This window comes from Cuneatibacter sp. NSJ-177, assembly GCF_022867805.1.
In the GTDB taxonomy this organism is placed as follows: domain Bacteria; phylum Bacillota; class Clostridia; order Lachnospirales; family Lachnospiraceae; genus Pseudolachnospira.
The window spans coordinates 827,658-846,201 of the sequence record NZ_JALIFO010000006.1 but is presented as its reverse complement, the minus strand read 5'-3'; the positions used below and the strand labels follow the sequence as shown (position 1 = coordinate 846,201).

Sequence of the window (18,544 nt, the reverse complement as noted above, 5' to 3'; positions counted from 1 at the left end):
GGATTCGGCAGGATATCTCAATAAAATCCAGGAAAGGAGACGCCGGACATGTTCGGATATATCACCGTAAACAAACCGGAGCTTTTAGTAAAAGATTTCGACGTCTACCGCGCCTATTACTGCGGTCTCTGCCATGCTCTGAAAAAACGTCTGGGGAAACGGGCGCAGCTGACCCTTTCTTATGATATGACGTTTTTGGCTATGCTCTTGACCGGCCTGTATGAGCCAAAGACAGAGCACGTCAACCGCGTGTGCCTGCTCCACCCGGCCGCGAAACATCCCACCTATGAAAATGAGTATCTGGACTATGCAGCGGACATGAACCTGCTTCTCTCCTATTATAATCTAATGGACGATTGGAAAGACGACCGCAACGTCAAAAGCCGGATTCTCGCCGTCTCCCTGCGGCCAGCCGTGGGGGAGATCAAAGAACGCTATCCCCGTCAGACCGAGGCAGTGCGCCGCTATCTGCGCCGTCTGGGCCGCTGCGAACAGGAGGCCGCGGAAGATCTGGATTATGTCGCGGGCCTGACCGGTGAGATGCTGGGGGAACTCTTTGTCTATCAGGAGGACACCTGGTCCTCTTTGCTGCGGCGGATGGGATTTTTCCTGGGAAAATTCATCTATCTGATGGATGCGCTGGAGGACATTGACAAGGACCGGAAGAACGGACTGTACAATCCCTGGGAGGCCATGTCACGCCAACCAGGCTTTTCGAAGAACGCCGAAGATATTCTGACCATGATGATGGGAGAATGTTCTTTGGCATTTGAACAGTTGCCTATTTTAAAAAATACTGCTATACTACGTAATGTGCTTTACTCCGGTGTCTGGAGCAAGTACGAGAAAATCAAGGAGAACCAGAAACATGTCTGATCCGTACCAGGTGCTAGGCGTTCCTACCACAGCTTCCGACGACGACATAAAAAAAGCCTACCGCCGTCTGAGCCGAAAGTATCATCCGGACGCAAATATCAACAACCCGAATAAAGCAGAAGCCGAAGAAAAATTCAAAGAAGTCCAGCAGGCATACGAGCAGATCATGCACGAGCGCGAGCAGGGCTACCGTGGCTCCGCCGATTCCTCCGGCGCGGGTGGGTACGGCGGCGGCTATGGGCAAAGCGGATACGGTGGCCAGGGCCGTGGCTATGCGGATGAGGACGACAATCCGTTCGGCGGCTTCTGGGGGCCGTTCGGAGGCGGTTTCTGGGGAAATTTTGGAGGACAGGGCCAACAGCAAGGCCAGCGCCAGGAGACCTACACCGGCGAAACCGGCCAGAAACTCCAGGCAGCTGCCAATTATATCAATGCCCGCCACTATGAGGAAGCGCTGAACGTTCTCGATGGCATGAAAGACCGTCCGGCCCGCTGGTATTATTTCTGCGCCATCTGCCACAGCGGCATGGGCAATAATGTCAACGCCCTCTCTTATGCCAAACAGGCGCTCTCCATGGAACCGGACAATCAGGAATACCAGATGCTGGTTCAGCAGCTGCAATCCGGCGGACGCTGGTATCAGCAGCAGGGACAGCGGTACGGCGGACGGCCTACGATGGATTTTAACACCATCTGCTGCAGTATCTGCGCTATGAACCTGTGCTGCGGCGGATACGGACGCTTCTTCTGCTGTTAAAAAAAGTAGAAATGCTGCTTTTTTCACTGCCTATTATATAAAGCTATGCAAAGCAGAAACCGGGAATCCGCTCTCTGCTTTGCATAGCTTTTTTGTTTCAATGAAATTCCTTTGGAATTCCCTTGAAACAAAAAACGCTCCGCTATGGATGCACAGGGTCTGCCCCTTAGGGTACGCAAATGCAAAGGAAGATGTCGCTGACGCGACGCATTTGCGGCGCAGAATTTCGCTTTGCGAAATTCTCTTTTATTTTATCCCATGCTTTCCCGGCTCCTAGCGTGATTCGCTCTTCTCGTCCTCCCTGCGGATGACCCCTTTTTCTACAAACCGCTCCACCAGACCTTTCGCGTATTCCCACAGCGTTTTAGATCCCTCCGCCGTGCGGCGGTTCCTGCCGTAGATCTGTCCGTCGCTGACGCCATGATCGCTCCATGCCTTTCCGCCGGAAGCCACGTTCAAAAGGATCGGCTGGATCTTATCGAGGGAATTGGCAAACCGCGCTTCCGGCGTCTCCATGGCCTCAAACTCATCCCATAGCCCTCTCAGCTTGTCTCTTTGATCCTCCGGCAAAAGCCCAAAGATCCGGCCGGCCGCTTTCACCTCCCGCGCCCTCTTGGTCTCATTGCCGGCAGCATCGTAGGCGTAAGTGTCGCCGGCGTCGATCTCCACCAGATCATGGATCAGCACCATGGACATCACGTGCAGCGGGTCCACCGGCTCCTCGGCATATTCGCCAAACAGCAGCGCCATCACCGCCAGGTGCCAGGCGTGTTCCGCATCCCCTTCTTTTCGGCTCCCGTCCGCCAGGTACGTCTGGCGAATAATCTCCTTTTGCTTGTCAATCTCCAGGATAAAGTCCATCTGTTTTTTTAAGCGATCTTCCATTTCTCCTCCCAACTGTGCCGGCCTTCCCGGCTCTCTCACCAAACGCTGGAAATGGTTCGGTAAAAAAGGCGGAGGCCGCACCCGCCGGGCCGGCCTCCATTGTTTTAAATGTTTGAACTACTCTACTCTTTTTCCACGTATCTGCGGATATTGGACGCATTGACATAGATCTTCGGGCTCTGTCCGTCGTCCACCACGAACGTGGGAGCCTGGCGAATGCCATACTTCTCCACCAGATCCTGCTCCTCCTCCGCATCGATCAGGATATAATCCTCTTCCTTCAGGAATTCCTTGGCGATCCGGCAATTCGGACAGGTCTTCGTCGTAAACAGATATTTTCTGGCCTTGGGGTTTTCCACTCTGGCCGCCTGCACCGGTTTCGCTCCAATAGTCACATAATTGCCCGCCACGCCGCTCCTGCGCAGGTGAGACTGCTCCATGATGTAGGTACGACGGTTCTTATATTCCTGTGTCTTACCGGCATTCCAGTTCTGCACCGGACGGTAGTAGCCGGTAATCCGGCTGTAAACCTCAGCGGTCTTTCCGCATTTCGGGCAGACAAAATGCTCTCCGCTGATGTAACCGTGCTCCTTGCAGACGGAGTAAGTCGGAGACAGCGTATAATAGGGAAGCTTATAATTTTCAGCAATCACCCGGACCAGCTTGGCCGCTGCCTTCCAATCCGGCAGTTTCTCGCCGAGGAACGCATGGAATACGGTTCCGGAGGTATAGAGCGTCTGGAGTTCATCCTGAATATCCAGTGCGTCAAAAATGTCCGCCGTATACTCCACCGGAAGGTGGGAACTGTTGGTATAGTAAGGGGTATCGCCCTCCACTCCGGCAGTCTTGATCTCCGGCCAGCGCTCGCGGTCATGCTTTGCCAGACGGTAGGAAGTCGACTCGGCCGGCGTTGCCTCCAGATTGTAAAGGTCGCCGTACTTCTCCTGGTAGATCACCAGGCGCTCGCGCATGTGATTCAGCACTTCCTTCGTGAATTCCTGGGTCTTCTCGCTGGCCATCGACTCTCCCAGCCAAGCGGCGTTCAAGCCCACTTCGTTCATTCCGATCAGTCCCATGGTGGAGAAATGGTTGTCAAAAGTTCCAAGGTAAGCCCTGGTATAAGGATACAGCCCTTCATCCAGCAGACGGGTAATCACCTGGCGCTTGATCTTCAAAGACCGGGCCGAGATATCCATGACCTTATCCAGGCGCTGGTAGAATTCTTCCGGTGTCTTGGAAAGGTAAGCGATCCGCGGCATGTTGATGGTGACCACGCCGATGGAACCGGTGCTCTCTCCAGAGCCGAAGAAACCGCCGGATTTGCGGCGCAGCTCTCTGAGATCCAGGCGCAGGCGGCAGCACATGCTGCGGACGTCGCTGGGCTCCATATCGCTGTTGATATAGTTCGAGAAATAAGGAGTGCCGTATTTCGCCGTCATCTCAAACAGCAGACGGTTGTTCTCCGTATCGCTCCAGTCAAAATCTTTGGTGATGGAATACGTCGGAATCGGATACTGGAATCCGCGGCCGTTGGCATCCCCCTCGATCATGATCTCCAGGAAGGCCTTGTTGACCATATCCATTTCCTTTTTGCAATCCTTGTATTTAAAATCCAGCTCCCTGCCGCCTACGATGACGTTCATCTCCGCCAGGTCGTTCGGCACGGTCCAGTCCAGAGTGATGTTGGAGAAAGGCGCCTGGGTCCCCCAGCGGGACGGTGTATTCACGCCGTAAATAAAGGATTCAATACATTTCTTCACCTCTTCATAGGAGAGGTTGTCCACCTTGACAAAAGGAGCCAGGTAGGTGTCAAACGAAGAGAATGCCTGGGCGCCCGCCCATTCGTTCTGCATGATGCCGAGGAAGTTCACCATCTGGTTGCAGAGCACGGACAAATGCTTCGCCGGGGAAGACGTGATCTTTCCGGTGATTCCTCCCAGTCCTTCCTGAATCAGCTGTTTCAAGGACCATCCCGCGCAGTAGCCGGTCAGCATCGACAGGTCGTGCAGGTGGATATCCGCGTTGCGGTGGGCGTTTGCAATTTCCTCATCATAGATTTCGGAAAGCCAGTAGTTGGCGGTGATCGCGCCGGAGTTGCTTAAAATCAAGCCTCCGACCGAATAGGTTACCGTGGAATTTTCCTTAACCCGCCAGTCTTCCACTTTTACGTAGCTGTTAACGACATCCTTATAGTCCAGAATCGTCGACTTCATATTGCGGATTTTTTCTCTTTGCTTCCGGTATAGAATATAAGCCTTCGCCACGTCGGTGTAGCCGGTCTGCTCCAACACATGCTCCACGCTGTCTTGGATTTCCTCAACGGTAATTCTTCCATTCTGGATTTTTTCCTGAAAATCTGCGGTCACTCGCAGAGCAAGCAGCTCCATAATCTCATCACTGTACTGTTTTCCGGTCGCTTCGAATGCTTTCCGGATCGCAGAAGAAATTTTTCTCAGATTAAAGTCCGCTACCTCTCCATCTCTTTTTACTACTTGAAACATGACTATTTCCTCCATCCATTCTGTTCCTACACTATAGCACAATATATAGTAGGTGTCAATTCCCCAAGATGGAATATATGGTAATTTTCTGGCGTTTTTCTTATACTTTTCTTGTATGGAAATATCTTCCAGCACCCCAAAAACGCCGGAGCGATCCCGCATTTTTCCAGCGTTTTCCCGGCTTTTTCCGCATACATTTCCAAATTATATAGGTCCAGATTCCTGGAATTTTCCTGCCTGCAAGGATCCGGCGCAGCGAAGCGCCGAGGCTGTAAAGATCGGAGGAGATCTCCGGCTTTCCCTCTTCCTCCGGATAAAATTCCGGCGGTGCAAATCCCTGGGTCCCCTGTCCGGACGGCTCTGTCCCCAGCGCAAAAGCCGAACCAAAATCGATCAGCATCACCCCGCCCTCTCCATCTGCAATCAGATGTTCCGGTTTTAAGTCACCGTGGATCAGCGGAGGATTCCGGGTCTCCAGGTACTCCAGTATCCGGCAGACCGTCAAAAACCAAGTTTGAATTTGAATCAGATCCGGCCGCCCCTCCTCCTGCTCCCCGCCGAGCTCTTCCATGCTCTTTCCTTCTGCCCACTCCGTCACCAGAAAGAAAGTATCCTCCTCTTCAAGGAAATCCAATACCTTGGGGATTCCCGGATGGCAAAGCCCTTTTAATACCTGCCGTTCCCGGAACAGGGCTTCCACGGCTTCGGGATGCGCCTTATCCGCTTCTTTGACCGCAACAAAGCAGTCCAGATGCCGGTCCTTTGCCAGAAAGACCGTTCCGTTCCCTCCCTTTCCCAGATGGGAAATTCTCTCATACCGATCCGCCAGGATCCCCCACTTGCCGCTCATCTTCCCGCTTCCTCTCCGATCCCCCAAAAAAGGGGCCGTCCCAACTTTGCTTCTATTCTACCAGAAATAAAAAAGATGATCCCGCAACAAAAGGTCACATTTTGTTGCAGAACCATCCCGCATTTTCGTATATTGCCGGGAATCTCTCCCGGCCCAGGCCGAAAAAGCTGTTACAGCCGGCTGTATACTTCCGCCGGTACATAGCCGGTCACATGAATCCCGTCCTCTTCATACTCCTCGGACAGCAATTGGCCAAACTTGCGGATCACCTGGACTTTCCCTGCCTCCGTATAGGGAAATACCTTCTGTACATACACTTTCCGTTCCCGGAGCAAATTGGCCAGAGCAATTTTCAGCTCATCCAGCCCCTGACCGGTTTTCGCGGAAATCATCAAAATATCATCCGCCCGCGAATCATAAAGATGGGGCATCTCGACAACCTTGTCGCATTTATTGAACAAGGTCACAATCGTCTTATCCCCGATCCCCAGCTCCCGAAGGGTGTCATATACCACATACATCTGCACATCCATCTGGGGGCTGCTGCTGTCCACCACATGAAGGATGATATCCGCATATTTTGCCTCTTCCAAAGTGCTCTTAAACGCTTCAATCAAATGGTGGGGCAGCTTTCGGATAAAACCAACCGTATCGGTCAGCAAAATCTCCTCCCCGGCCGGCAGCGCCAGGTTTCTGGTCGTAGGATCCAGAGTGGCGAAAAGCTTATCCTCCGCCAGAATGTCGGAGCCGGTCAGCGCATTTAAAAGTGTCGACTTTCCCGCGTTGGTATAGCCGACAATGGCGGCCACGGGAATCCGGTTCCGGCTTCGCTGCTGTCTTGTGACTTCCCGGTGGCGCTTCACGTCTTCCAGCTCTCTCTTCAGCCAGGAAATCCTCTCGTGGATCAGCCGCCGGTCCGTCTCCAGTTTGCTCTCCCCCGGCCCTCTGGTGCCAATCCCGCCGCCCAGGCGCGACAGGGAATCCCGAAGCCCGACCAGACGGACGGCCCGGTACCGCAGCTGCGCCAGCTCCACCTGAATTTTCCCTTCTCTGGATGTGGCCCGTTTGGCGAAAATATCCAGAATCACCAAGGTCCGGTCCATCACCTTAATGTCCAGCGCCTGTTCCATATTTTTCATTTGGGCCGGGCTCAGCTCATCGTCGCAGACCACGCCGGTGGCCCCCAGCTCCCGGATCCGTTCCCGGACCTCCTCCAGTTTCCCCCGTCCCAGATACGTCCCCGGATGAATCTGCTCCCGGCTCTGGATGATTTTTTCCAATGTCACCGCACCGGCGGTTTCTGCCAGCTCTTCCAGTTCATCCAGAGATTCCTGCATGCTGTCGATACTCCCGGTGGCAACGCCGATTAGGATCACCCGCTCCTGCTCTTCTTTTATTTCAATCATTCTGTTCTCCCGTCAATCGTTCCGGGTCGTACTGCCGAGGCCTCCGTTCCGGATTCCTTCCGCGGCATCGTCCACGGTAATGCCGTATTCCATGAAGATGCCCTGGGCAAAACCAACGCCGGCGGGAAGATCGATCTCCTTGCCGGAACGGGAATCGTTGGTCACCTTCACAAAGATATGGCCTTCATTATCTGAATAAAAATAGTCGCTGTCAATGACGCCGACCGTGTTGTCCATCTGGAGGCGGTATTTGAATCCCAGGCCGCTGCGGGGGTAAATCAGCAGCACCCAGCCTTCCTCCATCTCAGCCCGAATCCCAGTCGGAATCTTCATTGTCTCTCCGGGCGCCAGATGAACCGGGCAGGGCGTATAAAAATCATATCCTGCTGAACCCTTGGTCGCCCGCGCCGGCAGACGTATGCCGTCATAGGCAGCCGCGCCGTCCTCTCCAAACGTATCCGTCCAATCCGCAAGGAAACGTTCCCGGCTCACCTTATGAAATTTTGCAATCTGTCTCATCTGTAATCTCCTTATTGTCAATCATCCTTGGCATTTTTCATTCCCATTATATCGAAAGAAACGCGATTCCGCAACCGCCGGGGAAAAAATCAGAACCCGGACAGGCGGCAGCGCATAAAATATACGCAAGCGAAACTTTGGAGGTCTCTATGAGCCTGAAATTCTGGCACATGACCGGCATGTTCTTTACTTTTATCCTCGGAGTGCTCCTGCACTTTACCTACCATTGGTCCGGGGGACGCCGCTGCGTCGCCCTGTTTTCCGCAGCCAACGAAAGCGTTTGGGAGCACCAAAAGCTTATCGCCATGCCTTATCTCCTGTTTTCCGCCGTCGAATACGCGGTTTACGGAAAAGACCTTCCGAATTTCTTTGCCGTAAAGCTTACCGCTCTTCTGATAGGAATTTTGACCACCATCGGGCTTTTCTATTCCTATACCAGCGTCCTGAAACAGAATTATCTCCCCCTCGATATCGGAACTTTCTTCGCCGGTGCGATGGCCGCCTACAGTGCAAGCCTTTACGGATTCCGCCACGGTTTTTACTTAAACGGCATTTACCCCGCGCTCGCCGGCCCGCTTCTGCTGGTTATCCTGCTGCTCTTCTTCCTCTTCACCTTTTACCCGCCTAAAATTCCCCTTTTCCGCGACGCTGCTACGGGGAAATACGGCGTATCCAGGTAAACGCGCGTTTGAAAGGCGGCTCTTTTGGAGGGGCCGCCTTTTCTTTCTGCTCTTTTCAGTTATCTTGTCTTTTCGTCTTCGAACAACGGTGTGCTGAAATACCGCTCCGCCGTATCCGGCAGCACGGTCACCACGGTTTTTCCTTTTCCCAGCTTCTCCGCCAGCTTCAAAGCCGCGGCCACATTCGTCCCGCTGGAAATCCCGCACATCAGCCCTTCCTTGCAAGCCAGATCCTGTGCGGTCCGAATCGCCTCCTCATCGGTAACCACATAGATGTCGCTGTAAATCTTCTGATCCAGATTATCCGGGATCAGCCCGTCGCCGATTCCCATCTGCAGATGGGACCCAACGTTTCCGCCGGCCAAAATTGCCGCGTTCTCCGGCTCCACCGCCCAGATTTCAATTTGCGGATTTGCCTCCTTCAGTACCTGGCCGATCCCGGTGATGGTTCCGCCGGTGCCGATTCCGGAACAAAAGCCGTCTACCGGCCCGTCCACCGCCTTTAAAATTTCCTTCGCCGTGTGTCTCCGGTGCACTTCCGGGTTCGCCGGATTGGAAAACTGCTGAGGGACAAACACATGGGGATCTTCTTTCGCCATCCGCAGAGCGGTCTGCACACATTCTTCAATGCAGGTGCCGATGTCCCCGGCATCGTGGATCAACTTCACCTCGGCACCATAATGCTGCACCAGAAGGCGGCGCTCCTCACTGACAGAGTCCGGCATAATAATCACAGTCCGGTAGCCGCGCACAGCCCCGATCAGCGCCAGCCCAATTCCCTGGTTGCCGCTGGTCGGCTCTACAATAACCGTGTCTTTGTTGATCTGTCCGGCCTTCTCGCCCGCTTCAATCATATTCAAAGCGGTCCGTGTCTTGATCGAACCGCCTACATTCAAGCCTTCATATTTCACCAATACCCGCGCCGCTTCCGGGCGGTTCATCCGCTGGAGCTCAATCAGAGGTGTCTCCCCGATCGCTTCCAGAACGTTTTGGTAGATCATCGTTCTCCTCCTAAAATAGTCCTCGGTTCAATATATCACAAAACTTCCTGTTTTGCTATTGTTTTTTCACCGATTCGAGAACTTTTCGTGCTTCCTTGGCCTTTGTGGAAATATACTGCTCGGCCTCCTGCCAGGGAACCAGGAAAGACAGCCCCTTGGCACAAAACACGGAGGAGGACGGATTTTCCGTATCCGCCTCTTTGTCATAGCCGATGGCGGCGATCACTTCCGCCTCGTTATGGCAGCGCCGGTAGCCGTCCGGCATCAGGCTGATGCTGCCCCTTCCTCCGGTAAAGGAAATCAGTTCGCTGCTGTAATCGAGAAAAGTCTCCACCGGCCCTTCCCCTTCGATATGTACCAAATCCCCCTCCTGCCGGGGCGGACGGCATTCACCGGAACGCTTGGTGATATCGGTCATCACGCGGCCCATCACACCGGCCTCCACATAAATATCAAAGTGATACCAAGGCTCCAGCACCACCGACTGGGATTTTTCCAGCGCCTGCCGGACCGCCCGGTAAGTCGCTTCCCGAAAATCGCCGCCCTCGGTGTGCTTTTCGTGGGCCCTCCCGTGGAGCAGCACCACGCGGACATCCGTCAGCGGACTGCCGGTCAAAATCCCCGCATGCTCCTTTTCCTTGACATGGACTTCAACAAGATGCTGATAATTCTGGGACAGGGAATCCGGAGAGCATTCACTAGAAAAAGTGATCCCGCTCCCCGGCTCTCCCGGATCCAGCCGCACCTGAACTTCCGCAAAATGCCGCAGCGGTTCAAAATGGCCGTACCCGGCCACCGATTTTTCAATGGTTTCCCTGTAGGGGATTTCCGGTTTCAGGAACTCAATCGCCATGCCGAACCGCTCCCGCATCAGCTGTTCTAAAACCTCCAGCTGAATTTTCCCCATCACATGGACCAAAATCTCCCCGGTGGCCCGCTGCCAGTTCACAGAAAGCATCGGATCTTCCTCATCCAACCGGTGCAGCGCCTCCATCAGATGGGCCGGATCCGCTCCGTCCAGGCTGCGGACCGCCGCCTGCAGGGCCGGGGCCAGTTGATAGCGCTCCTCTGGCTCACAGCCCGCCTTCGTGATCCTCCATCCACACCCCGGCGTCCTCAGACCGGTCACTGCCACCAGATCGCCCGCCTCCGCCTGATCCCTCGTCTCGTACTTCTTTCCCTGGTAGACACGAATCTCATTGACTTTTTCGGCAGAAACGCCGTCTCCAAGCGGAAACCGGAACTCCTGGCGGACCAGGAGCCGCCCTGCTTTCAGTTTCATATAAGTAACCCGATTTCCCTTATCATCGTACCGGATTTTATAGACCTCTGCCAAAAAGGGGGAAACAGCTTCTCTTTCATAGCTGGTTTCCGTCAGTTCTGACAATACTTCCAAGAACTCGCCCACGCCGGTTCCCTTTAAGGCAGATCCTTCACAGACCGGAAAACACCTTCGCTCCCTGACCAATCCCCGCAGGCTGTCTTTCACGGTCTCCGGCCGGAGATTTCCCTCCAAATAGGCCTCCAGCAGCGCATCGTCCCGCTCAGCGGCGAATTCTGCGGCGCGCTCCGACCGGATATCGCTCCCGTCTTTCAGAAACAAGTAATCGCCTCCGCACTTGGTTTTCAGCTCATCCAGTACCAAGTCCCTGCGATAGCCTTCTAAATCGGTTTTATTGAAAAAAAACAAAACCGGCACCTGATAACGCGCCAGCAGCCGGAACAAGGTAATGGTGTGGGCCTGCACGCCGGCGCTGCCGTTGATCAGCAGCACGGCCGCATCCATGGCCGCCATCGCCCGCTCGGTCTCGGCGGAGAAATCCACATGCCCCGGCGTATCCAATAAATAATAGGTATCATCCCGGTAGGAAAACACTGCCTGATCGGCAAAAATCGTGATCCCGCGCGCTTTCTCAATCGAATGGGTGTCCAAGCAGGAGGTTTGATGATCCACCCGGCCCGCCTCCCGGATCCTGCCGGTCCGGAATAAAAGTTGTTCTGAAAATGTCGTCTTGCCCGCGTCCACATGGGCTGCGATTCCGATCGTTTTTTTCATACTCTCCTCACACAAATAAAGCCGCCGGAATCCGGCGGCCTCTCCTTTAATCCTGCTGCTCCAATCGCCTCAGATGGCGTTCCACCTCGCCGATCGGCAGCCCCATCACCGTGTAAAAATCACCGTGGATCCGTTTTACCAACAGTGCGCCTTTTCCCTGAATCCCATAGGCGCCCGCTTTATCCATGGGCTCCCCCGTGGCAATGTACTCCTGAATCTCTTCTTCCGAAAGCGGATAAAATTCCACCTTTGTCACGGTGGTGAAATGTGCTTCCTGACCCGCCGAAAGGATGGCGACGCCGGTATACACCATGTGAGTCTCCCCGGACAGCATCCGCAGCATCTGCGCCGCTTCCTCCTTCGTTCCTGGTTTTCCCAATACCTGTCCGTCCAGCTCCACAATCGTGTCGGCCCCCAGGACCATGTCCTCCGGATGTTTTGCCAATACGGCTTTTGCCTTCTTCACCGCCAAAAATTCCGGTATGTCCTGCGGTTCCATCCCTTCCGGAACCGTCTCGTCCGCTTCCGATGGCTCGCACTGATACGGTCTTCCCACCATCTCCAAAAGTTCTTTTCTGCGCGGCGACCCCGATGCTAAAATCAACATACCCATTCCTCCATCCCCCTGTCTATCCCGTCACGATAAAAACATTGTAATCAGCTTTTTTTTGCTCTTCGTATACGGCGGATACTTAAACGGCAGATCGATCCAAGACGACGCCCGCACCACGCCTTTCTCGTGACTAAACGTATCAAAGCTGTATTTTCCGTGATACCGTCCCATCCCGCTGCCGCCGACACCGCCGAAGGGCAGATGACCGGAAGTCAGATGGAGCACGGTGTCATTGACGCAGCCTCCGCCGAAAGATACGTTTCTCAATATCCGTCGTTCCACATTTCGATCTTCCGTAAACAGATAAAGCGCCAGCGGTTTTTCCCGGTCCCTGATAAAAGCTTCCGCTTCCGATAGGTTCCGGTAGGTCAAAATCGGAAGCACCGGCCCGAAGATCTCCTCCTGCATCAAAGGAGAAGATGCCTCCGCCAAGATCACCGTTGGCTCAATCTGTAGCGTTTCCGGCCTGCTCGCTCCGCCGGTCAGGATGTGTTCTCCCCGCATCAGCCTCCGGACCCGGCAGAAATGCTTCCGGTTGATCATCCGCGGATAATCGGGATTTTCCAGCGGCTCCGCTCCATAAAGCCTGCGGATCCAAAGCTTCAAAAGAGAACAAAATTCTTCTTTCACCGCCTCATCCACCAGCACATAGTCCGGGGCTACGCAGGTCTGTCCGGAATTCAGGAATTTCCCGAAGACGATCCGTCTAGCCGCCAGGCTGAGCCGCGCGCTCCGGTCCACAATACAGGGGCTCTTGCCTCCTAACTCCAGGGTCACCGGAGTGAGATGGGCAGCCGCTTTCTCCATCACCAGCTTTCCCACCGTAACGCCTCCGGTGAAAAAGATATAATCGAATTTCTGATCCAGCAAATCCTGATTTGCCTGCCGTCCTCCGCGAACCACAGCAGCCAGCCGGTCCGGCAGCGCCTCCCGGATCACCTTCTTCACCACAGCAGCCGTGGCTCCCGCATAGGCCGAAGGCTTCACCACCGCACAATTTCCCGCTGCCAAAGCTCCGGCCAAGGGCTGAAGGCACAGTAAAAACGGATAATTCCACGGAGCTAAAATCAGCGCTACCCCGAAAGGCTCTTTCGTTAAAATCCCGCAGGAAGGAAACTGGGGCAGGGATCCCGGTACGATTCGGGGCCTGGCATAGCGTTCCAGATGAGTCCGCAACTTCCGGATCTCCCCCAATACGAGGCTGATCTCGGTCATAAACGCTTCGATGTCCGATTTGTGCAGATCTTCGGAAAGAGCACGGCAGATCTCCGCCTGATTCCGTCGCACCGATGCTTCCAGGCGCATCAAAGCCGCCTGCCTCGTCCGAAGGGGAAGGGTTTTCCCGGTCCGGAAAAACTGCCTCTGCCTCTCGACTAAATTCTGAATCTCCTCCATGTCAGCCTCCTTTCCCACCGGCTCCAACCCATACGGGAAGAATTACCGGTTCTTCCTATTGTTCCCTTATTTTATTCCAATGATGCGGGATTGTCAACGAAAAACAGACGCGTAAAATCATCCGCCTTCTGCCGCTGTTTTTCGACTGTTTCCGGTCAATACCACGTTCCCCATGCCATCCTCCGACGCCGTCCAGGAAGATCCATCCTTGGGCAGCCGGATCTCCTCCGACATGCGCTGCCTCGTGATGAGAGAATCCCCGTACTGGTAAAACCCCCCGATTTCCAGGCTGTCCAGGTATTCTTCCAAGGTCTGGCCCCTCCGGTAGATCAGCTCCGCATGGGGAATCCCGACATAACGAATATGCCACGGTTCATGAACCACTCCGGTGATTTCGGATTTTCCAAAAGGATAGCGAATGATGAAGCCCTGCTCCGAACAGCGGCTGTTCACATACTGTCCGGCCGGGGATTTCAGAAAACCGTATCCCCCGTATTGGCTGACATAAACGTCGAGGGCCAGTCCGGTTTCGTGCTCGCTGGCGCCGGGTTCGGTCGCAGTCTCCGGGTTTTCCTGCAAAACCGCGGCCTGTGCTTCCTTATCCCGGTAGGAACTCCGAACAAACAGACGGTCCCCGGTGGCCTCCTTTACCTTCTCGCTGAGCCGGGAATAGGCTTCCGTGATGCAGGCGTTCATCCGGACATCCGTATCTTTATAGAAAACCAGGTCAAATTGTTTATCGGATGGAATCAAATGGTCCCGGTTTACCAGATATAATGCGTCGTTCCACTGGATCCCGTCCATCTCCTGTAATTCATCCGGGGAGACACGGAGCAATTCAGAATCTTCGAACTCCTTCTCCTCCCAATCCGCCTTTCGGAAAAAAGCCAAGATCTGCTCTTTGGCCCAAAAGCGCCAATCCGGCCGCAAGATGAGAACAGCCGCAGCCCCAATGACCAAGAGGATCAGTACGATTCCAACCCATATCCCAATTCTCTTCTTTTTTCCATCCTTCCTCATTTCCCCAAACCTCTCAAAACAAAATCTGGCGGCAGCATTCCCCCGCCGCTTTGATCCTTCGTATCATTCGGCAAAGCCTGAATCGATTTGCTCTCATTAAGGATTATTATACCTCGCAACATCAAACGGAATTTGAACAGAAAGAGACGAAAAAAGAAAAGAAAACGAAAAATTTTCTAAACTTTGCCGCCGTTTTCCGGCTGCACCGAAGATAAAACGGAAAAAGGCCGGACTTTCCGCCGCCCGGCCTCCATTTATTGCTCTACTTCTTGCTGCGGTAGACAGCCTCCAGCAAGTCTACCACCTGTTCAATCGTAAATTTACTGCTGTCAATGCAGAGATCATAGTTTTCTTTCTCTCCCCATTTCGCATCCGTATAATAATTGTAATAAGTGCGGCGCTGCTTATCCACTTCCCGGATCAGCTCTTCCACAGTCTCAATCGGGAGAGACTCCCGGTCCATCACATTGCGGACCCGGGCGCTGTGAGGCGCATAGACGAAGACACGGGTACAGCCGGGGTGATCCTTCAGAATATGGTCGGCGCACCTTCCAATAATAATGCAGTCTTCCTTCTCCGCGATCTCCCGCACGATCTTCGCCTGGGTTTCAAACAAAAGATCATTCATCGGATAAAAGCGGAACCGGTGCTGCATCTGATAGGGATCGTCCACTGGACGCCGCCAATCACTGGCCTTCTTTTCGTCCACTTTCGCCAATACTTCCGGAGGAATATCCGTGCTCTCCGAAGCCAGATAAATCAGGTCCTTGTCATAGTAGGGGATTTCCAGGCGCTTTGCCAATTCCTGGGCAATCTTTCTGCCATTGCTCCCGTACTGCCGTCCAAAGGTAATAATCGTATGAGCCATATCCCTGCCTCCTTTTGCACATTTCCTGTACAAGTTTTTTCTTTCTTTCATTTTATCACAGCATTCTGTTTTCAGCAACAAAAAATGGTTCTGCGAATACAAAATACGAATTTTGTTGAAAACTGTCGGAGAAAGTAAATGGCTCTAGCTGCGGAAAATATCTTTCATCGCCGGATTATCCATGACGCCGCCCTGCTCGCTGAAGCGGGAACCATGACAAGGGCAGTCCCAGGTATGCTCGGACGGATTCCATTTCAGCGCGCAGCCCAGATGAGAGCAGCGGCGAAACGTCGGAAACATAAAGTCGATCAGGGTTTCCCCCATATTTTTGAAAAGCTGCGCCCGCATCATGCTGCGGTCCGGAGAAAAAACCGGAGCATATGCGCTCTGACCATTGCAGATCAAATCGCCCAGAATCTCCGCCGCTGCCATAGAAGAGGACATGCCCCATTCATTGAACCCGGAAGCCACGTAAAGATCCGGGGCCGACGGGCTATACCGGCCGATATAGGGAATCTCATCCAGGCTCATACAGTCCTGGGCCGCCCAGGCATAACGCTCCACCGCATCGGGAAAATGCTTCTGAATAAATTCATGCACTGCATCAAAGCCGCCGCCGTTCTTTCCAGTCCGATGGTCGCCTCCTCCCACCAGCAGCAGGTCTTTGTAATTCCGAAGATACATGCTAGACTCCGCCGTACCCACATACGTCCCCTGTACATCCTCCGCCCGCTCCAGCGCCACCACAAAGGACCGTTTTTGATACAATTTCATAAAATACAAGCCCTTCCGGTTCAGGATCGGGAAATGGGTAGCGACAATGATTTTCTTCGCCTCTATGGAGCCTTCGTCTGCGATCGCTGTCGTCCCTTTGATCTCCCGGATGAAGGTGTGCTCCAGTATCGGCAGGTCTTCAGAAATTCCCAAAAGGAATTTTAGCGGATGAAACTGCGCCATTTCCGGATAGCGCACGGCTCCTGCAACGGGAAAAGGCAGCGGTGTTTCCCGGACAAATTCAGCCGGAAAACCAAGCCTCGCTACGGTCTTTGCCTCCTGGCGAAGCTTTTCCGTGTCGCCGTGGGTGTACATGTAGGAAGGCTTTTCCTCCCAATCGCAGGGGTATTTTTCCGCCAATTTCCGGTAGCGGCGCACAGCTCGCAGATTGGCCTCCAGGTACTGCTTTGCCTTGGCCTCTCCGAACTGGCGCACAATATCCAGATAGAGCTTATCATGCTGAGCAGACAAAACCGCGGTGGTTCCCCGTGTGATGCCGTTTCCAATCCGCCCCCCCTCCGCCAGCAGGCAGTCCACGCCCAGCTCTTTCAGGCGGTATGCGCAGAGCACACCAGCCATGCCGCCTCCGATGATAAGAACATCTGTCTTTCTGTCCCCTTTTAACGCCGGATACTGCCGGCGGGGAATTTCATCGTCCCAGAGATAATTCATATCGCCCTCCAAATCATAAAACTCCCGCTTAGTATCTGTCAAAAGCGGGAGTTTTATCACAAGGAGCTTTTATCCTTCCAATTCCACCATTTTAATTTTTCCGGTTCCGGGTTTTCCGTGGATACATAATATACCGCGCAGCGATAGACATATAGCTGGCACCGGTCAACCCGACAGCCTTTCCGAAGGCATTCCGTCTCATACATCTGTTCCGGGTCGGCTCCTTTTAGGGACTCGATGGTCGGATATCCCAGCCAGATCAAATCTTTTTCCGTCTCTTTTCCCACGCCGGGAATCTTTCTCAACTCTCCCATCCGTCATGCCTCCTTCTTTTTTTGTCCGGCTCTCACCCGGATCTCAATTAGGCGTTTGACATCCTGCAAGACCGGTTCGCCGGTCACATCGATCATCAGCCACCGGCTGCCCTGAAAAGTTTTCGTATTTTCATAAAGCTCTCTCACATATGGCGTGCAGACGGACAATGCAGCCTCCGCCTCATCGGCTTCCCGATTTCCAATCGACACCAGGCAGGTAAATTTTCCCTGATCCGGGTACAGCGTACAGACTGCGCGGCCTGCTTTTTTGTATTTCACATTCCAGCCGCGGGCCATCGAGCAGCAGCTATACTCGATATTCGGCCGAATCTGGTAATTTTTCTCCAGAAACTGAATCAGCTCAGTCCACATCGGGCTATCGATAAACTCTCCAATTTGCTTCGGGTCCGGCTTGCTGTCCGCCGGAAACTGTTCGCTCCAGTTCATACGTATTCTCCTTCCGCCGTCATTCTTTCGAACCATCTTACCGCAGGAAACCGGACATCTGTCTGTCATGTTCCTTTTTGCGTCCTGTTTTCTCCCGCCGTTCTTTTCCCCGCGGCCCTCTCCTGCCTTTCCCTATTCGGAAAGTTCCCTGCCGGACAAAGAGAAACCTGCTCCATGGCCGCTGTTTTGATACTGCTGTTCCCACTCTAACCAAAAAAGCTTCTCTTCCTCGGTAATTTCCCGAATGACGCGGCAGGGATTCCCGGCCGCCACTACGCCGGAAGGAATCGATTTTGTGACGACGGAACCGGAACCAATCACTGTATTATCCCCGATCGTGACTCCTGGATTGATCACCGTACTGCCACCGACCCAGACACAATTACCAATGAAAACGGGTTTGCCCAGCTCTAATCCACGGATTCTGACCGCGGCATCCACCGGATGGCACGCCGTGTAGACGGAAACCCTGGGGCCGAACATGACATGATCCCCGATCACAACCGGGCAGGTGTCCAGAATCAGGCATTCAAAATTTGCATAAAATTCTTCTCCCAAAGAGATCTGGCTGCCATAGTCACAGATAAACGGAGGTTCAATATAAAACGCATCTCCCGTCTTTCCCAGCAGTTCCCGGAACAGCGCCTGGCGTTCCTCCTCCTGCTCCGGCAAAGTCTGATTGATCTGGGCCATGAGGCGCCTTGCCCTTCTCCTCTCTCCCGCCAAAGAATCCTCGCCGGCCCAGTAAGCCAGCCCTGCCAACATTCGTTCTCTTTCTGTCATTTCTTTTTCCTCTCAAATATTCGCCCCGGATCCTCCATTTATCCACTGCGTTTCGGAATCCCCAAACAATACGGAACCGGACCAACCATCCGGAAATATAATGGAGTGTAACATTCTTTTTCATAAA

18 protein-coding genes are annotated in these 18,544 nt (G+C 53.7%); 3 read left to right on the top strand and 15 right to left on the bottom strand.

Going from position 1 to position 18,544, the window contains the following annotated elements; genetic code table 11:
* The first annotated feature begins 48 nt into the window (after positions 1-48).
* Both MUB23_RS11830 and MUB23_RS11825 read left to right on the top strand, forming a co-directional pair.
* Complete coding sequence (locus MUB23_RS11830) at positions 49-876, top strand: DUF5685 family protein (RefSeq protein ID WP_244800752.1); 828 nt, start codon at positions 49-51, stop codon at positions 874-876.
* Positions 869-1,633, top strand: a complete 765-nt coding sequence (locus MUB23_RS11825; protein WP_244800750.1) for a J domain-containing protein — start codon at positions 869-871, stop codon at positions 1,631-1,633. The genes MUB23_RS11830 and MUB23_RS11825 overlap by 8 nt, the downstream gene beginning before the upstream one ends.
* 273 nt (positions 1,634-1,906) lie before the next feature.
* Here the strand turns inward: MUB23_RS11825 and MUB23_RS11820 are convergent, their stop codons facing one another.
* The 5 genes from MUB23_RS11820 to MUB23_RS11800 all read right to left on the bottom strand — a co-directional run bounded on the left by MUB23_RS11820 (position 1,907) and on the right by MUB23_RS11800 (position 7,794).
* Positions 1,907-2,518, bottom strand: coding sequence for an HD domain-containing protein (locus MUB23_RS11820; protein ID WP_244800747.1), 612 nt, complete (start codon positions 2,516-2,518; stop codon positions 1,907-1,909).
* A gap of 122 nt (positions 2,519-2,640) precedes the next feature.
* Complete coding sequence (locus MUB23_RS11815) at positions 2,641-5,019, bottom strand: ribonucleoside triphosphate reductase (RefSeq protein WP_244800745.1); 2,379 nt, start codon at positions 5,017-5,019, stop codon at positions 2,641-2,643.
* 100 nt (positions 5,020-5,119) lie between these two features.
* The gene (locus MUB23_RS11810) at positions 5,120-5,869 is read right to left on the bottom strand and encodes a serine/threonine protein kinase (protein WP_244800743.1); all 750 of its coding nucleotides are present in this window, start codon (positions 5,867-5,869) and stop codon (positions 5,120-5,122) included.
* 170 nt (positions 5,870-6,039) lie between these two features.
* Positions 6,040-7,275 (bottom strand): GTPase HflX, encoded by a 1,236-nt coding sequence (gene hflX / locus MUB23_RS11805; RefSeq protein ID WP_244800741.1) that lies wholly within the window; start codon positions 7,273-7,275, stop codon positions 6,040-6,042.
* 12 nt (positions 7,276-7,287) lie between these two features.
* On the bottom strand, positions 7,288-7,794 hold the full coding sequence (locus MUB23_RS11800) for a deoxyuridine 5'-triphosphate nucleotidohydrolase (protein WP_244800740.1): 507 nt from the start codon (positions 7,792-7,794) through the stop codon (positions 7,288-7,290).
* Between the two features lie 149 nt (positions 7,795-7,943).
* On the opposite strand from MUB23_RS11800, the gene MUB23_RS11795 reads away from it, so the two are divergent.
* Positions 7,944-8,474 (top strand): DUF6512 family protein, encoded by a 531-nt coding sequence (locus tag MUB23_RS11795; RefSeq protein ID WP_244800739.1) that lies wholly within the window; start codon positions 7,944-7,946, stop codon positions 8,472-8,474.
* 59 nt (positions 8,475-8,533) lie between these two features.
* Here the strand turns inward: MUB23_RS11795 and cysK are convergent, their stop codons facing one another.
* The 10 genes from cysK to MUB23_RS11745 all read right to left on the bottom strand — a co-directional run bounded on the left by cysK (position 8,534) and on the right by MUB23_RS11745 (position 18,417).
* Entirely contained in the window at positions 8,534-9,475 is a 942-nt protein-coding gene (gene cysK / locus MUB23_RS11790) for a cysteine synthase A (protein ID WP_244800738.1), read from the bottom strand.
* A 55-nt stretch (positions 9,476-9,530) separates the two neighbouring features.
* Positions 9,531-11,531 carry a GTP-binding protein gene (locus tag MUB23_RS11785; RefSeq protein WP_244800736.1) on the bottom strand — a complete coding sequence of 667 codons (2,001 nt, stop codon included), beginning with the start codon at positions 11,529-11,531 and terminating at the stop codon, positions 9,531-9,533.
* A gap of 46 nt (positions 11,532-11,577) precedes the next feature.
* Positions 11,578-12,138: a Maf family protein gene (locus MUB23_RS11780; protein WP_330641867.1), complete on the bottom strand. Its 561-nt coding sequence runs from the start codon at positions 12,136-12,138 to the stop codon at positions 11,578-11,580.
* A gap of 30 nt (positions 12,139-12,168) precedes the next feature.
* Entirely contained in the window at positions 12,169-13,539 is a 1,371-nt protein-coding gene (locus tag MUB23_RS11775) for an aldehyde dehydrogenase (RefSeq protein WP_244800734.1), read from the bottom strand.
* 117 nt (positions 13,540-13,656) lie between these two features.
* A complete protein-coding gene (locus tag MUB23_RS11770; RefSeq protein ID WP_244800732.1) occupies positions 13,657-14,559 on the bottom strand; it encodes a M15 family metallopeptidase in 903 nt (300 codons plus the stop codon).
* Positions 14,560-14,821: 262 nt separating this feature from the next.
* Positions 14,822-15,427, bottom strand: a complete 606-nt coding sequence (locus MUB23_RS11765) for a cytidylate kinase-like family protein (protein ID WP_244800730.1) — start codon at positions 15,425-15,427, stop codon at positions 14,822-14,824.
* A gap of 144 nt (positions 15,428-15,571) precedes the next feature.
* Positions 15,572-16,873: an FAD-dependent oxidoreductase gene (locus MUB23_RS11760; protein WP_244800728.1), complete on the bottom strand. Its 1,302-nt coding sequence runs from the start codon at positions 16,871-16,873 to the stop codon at positions 15,572-15,574.
* Positions 16,874-16,929: 56 nt separating this feature from the next.
* On the bottom strand, positions 16,930-17,187 hold the full coding sequence (locus tag MUB23_RS11755; RefSeq protein ID WP_244800727.1) for a helix-hairpin-helix domain-containing protein: 258 nt from the start codon (positions 17,185-17,187) through the stop codon (positions 16,930-16,932).
* A gap of 3 nt (positions 17,188-17,190) precedes the next feature.
* Positions 17,191-17,634: a DUF3788 domain-containing protein gene (locus MUB23_RS11750; RefSeq protein ID WP_244800725.1), complete on the bottom strand. Its 444-nt coding sequence runs from the start codon at positions 17,632-17,634 to the stop codon at positions 17,191-17,193.
* Positions 17,635-17,766: 132 nt separating this feature from the next.
* Positions 17,767-18,417, bottom strand: coding sequence for a sugar O-acetyltransferase (locus MUB23_RS11745; RefSeq protein WP_244800723.1), 651 nt, complete (start codon positions 18,415-18,417; stop codon positions 17,767-17,769).
* Positions 18,418-18,544 lie beyond the last annotated feature (127 nt).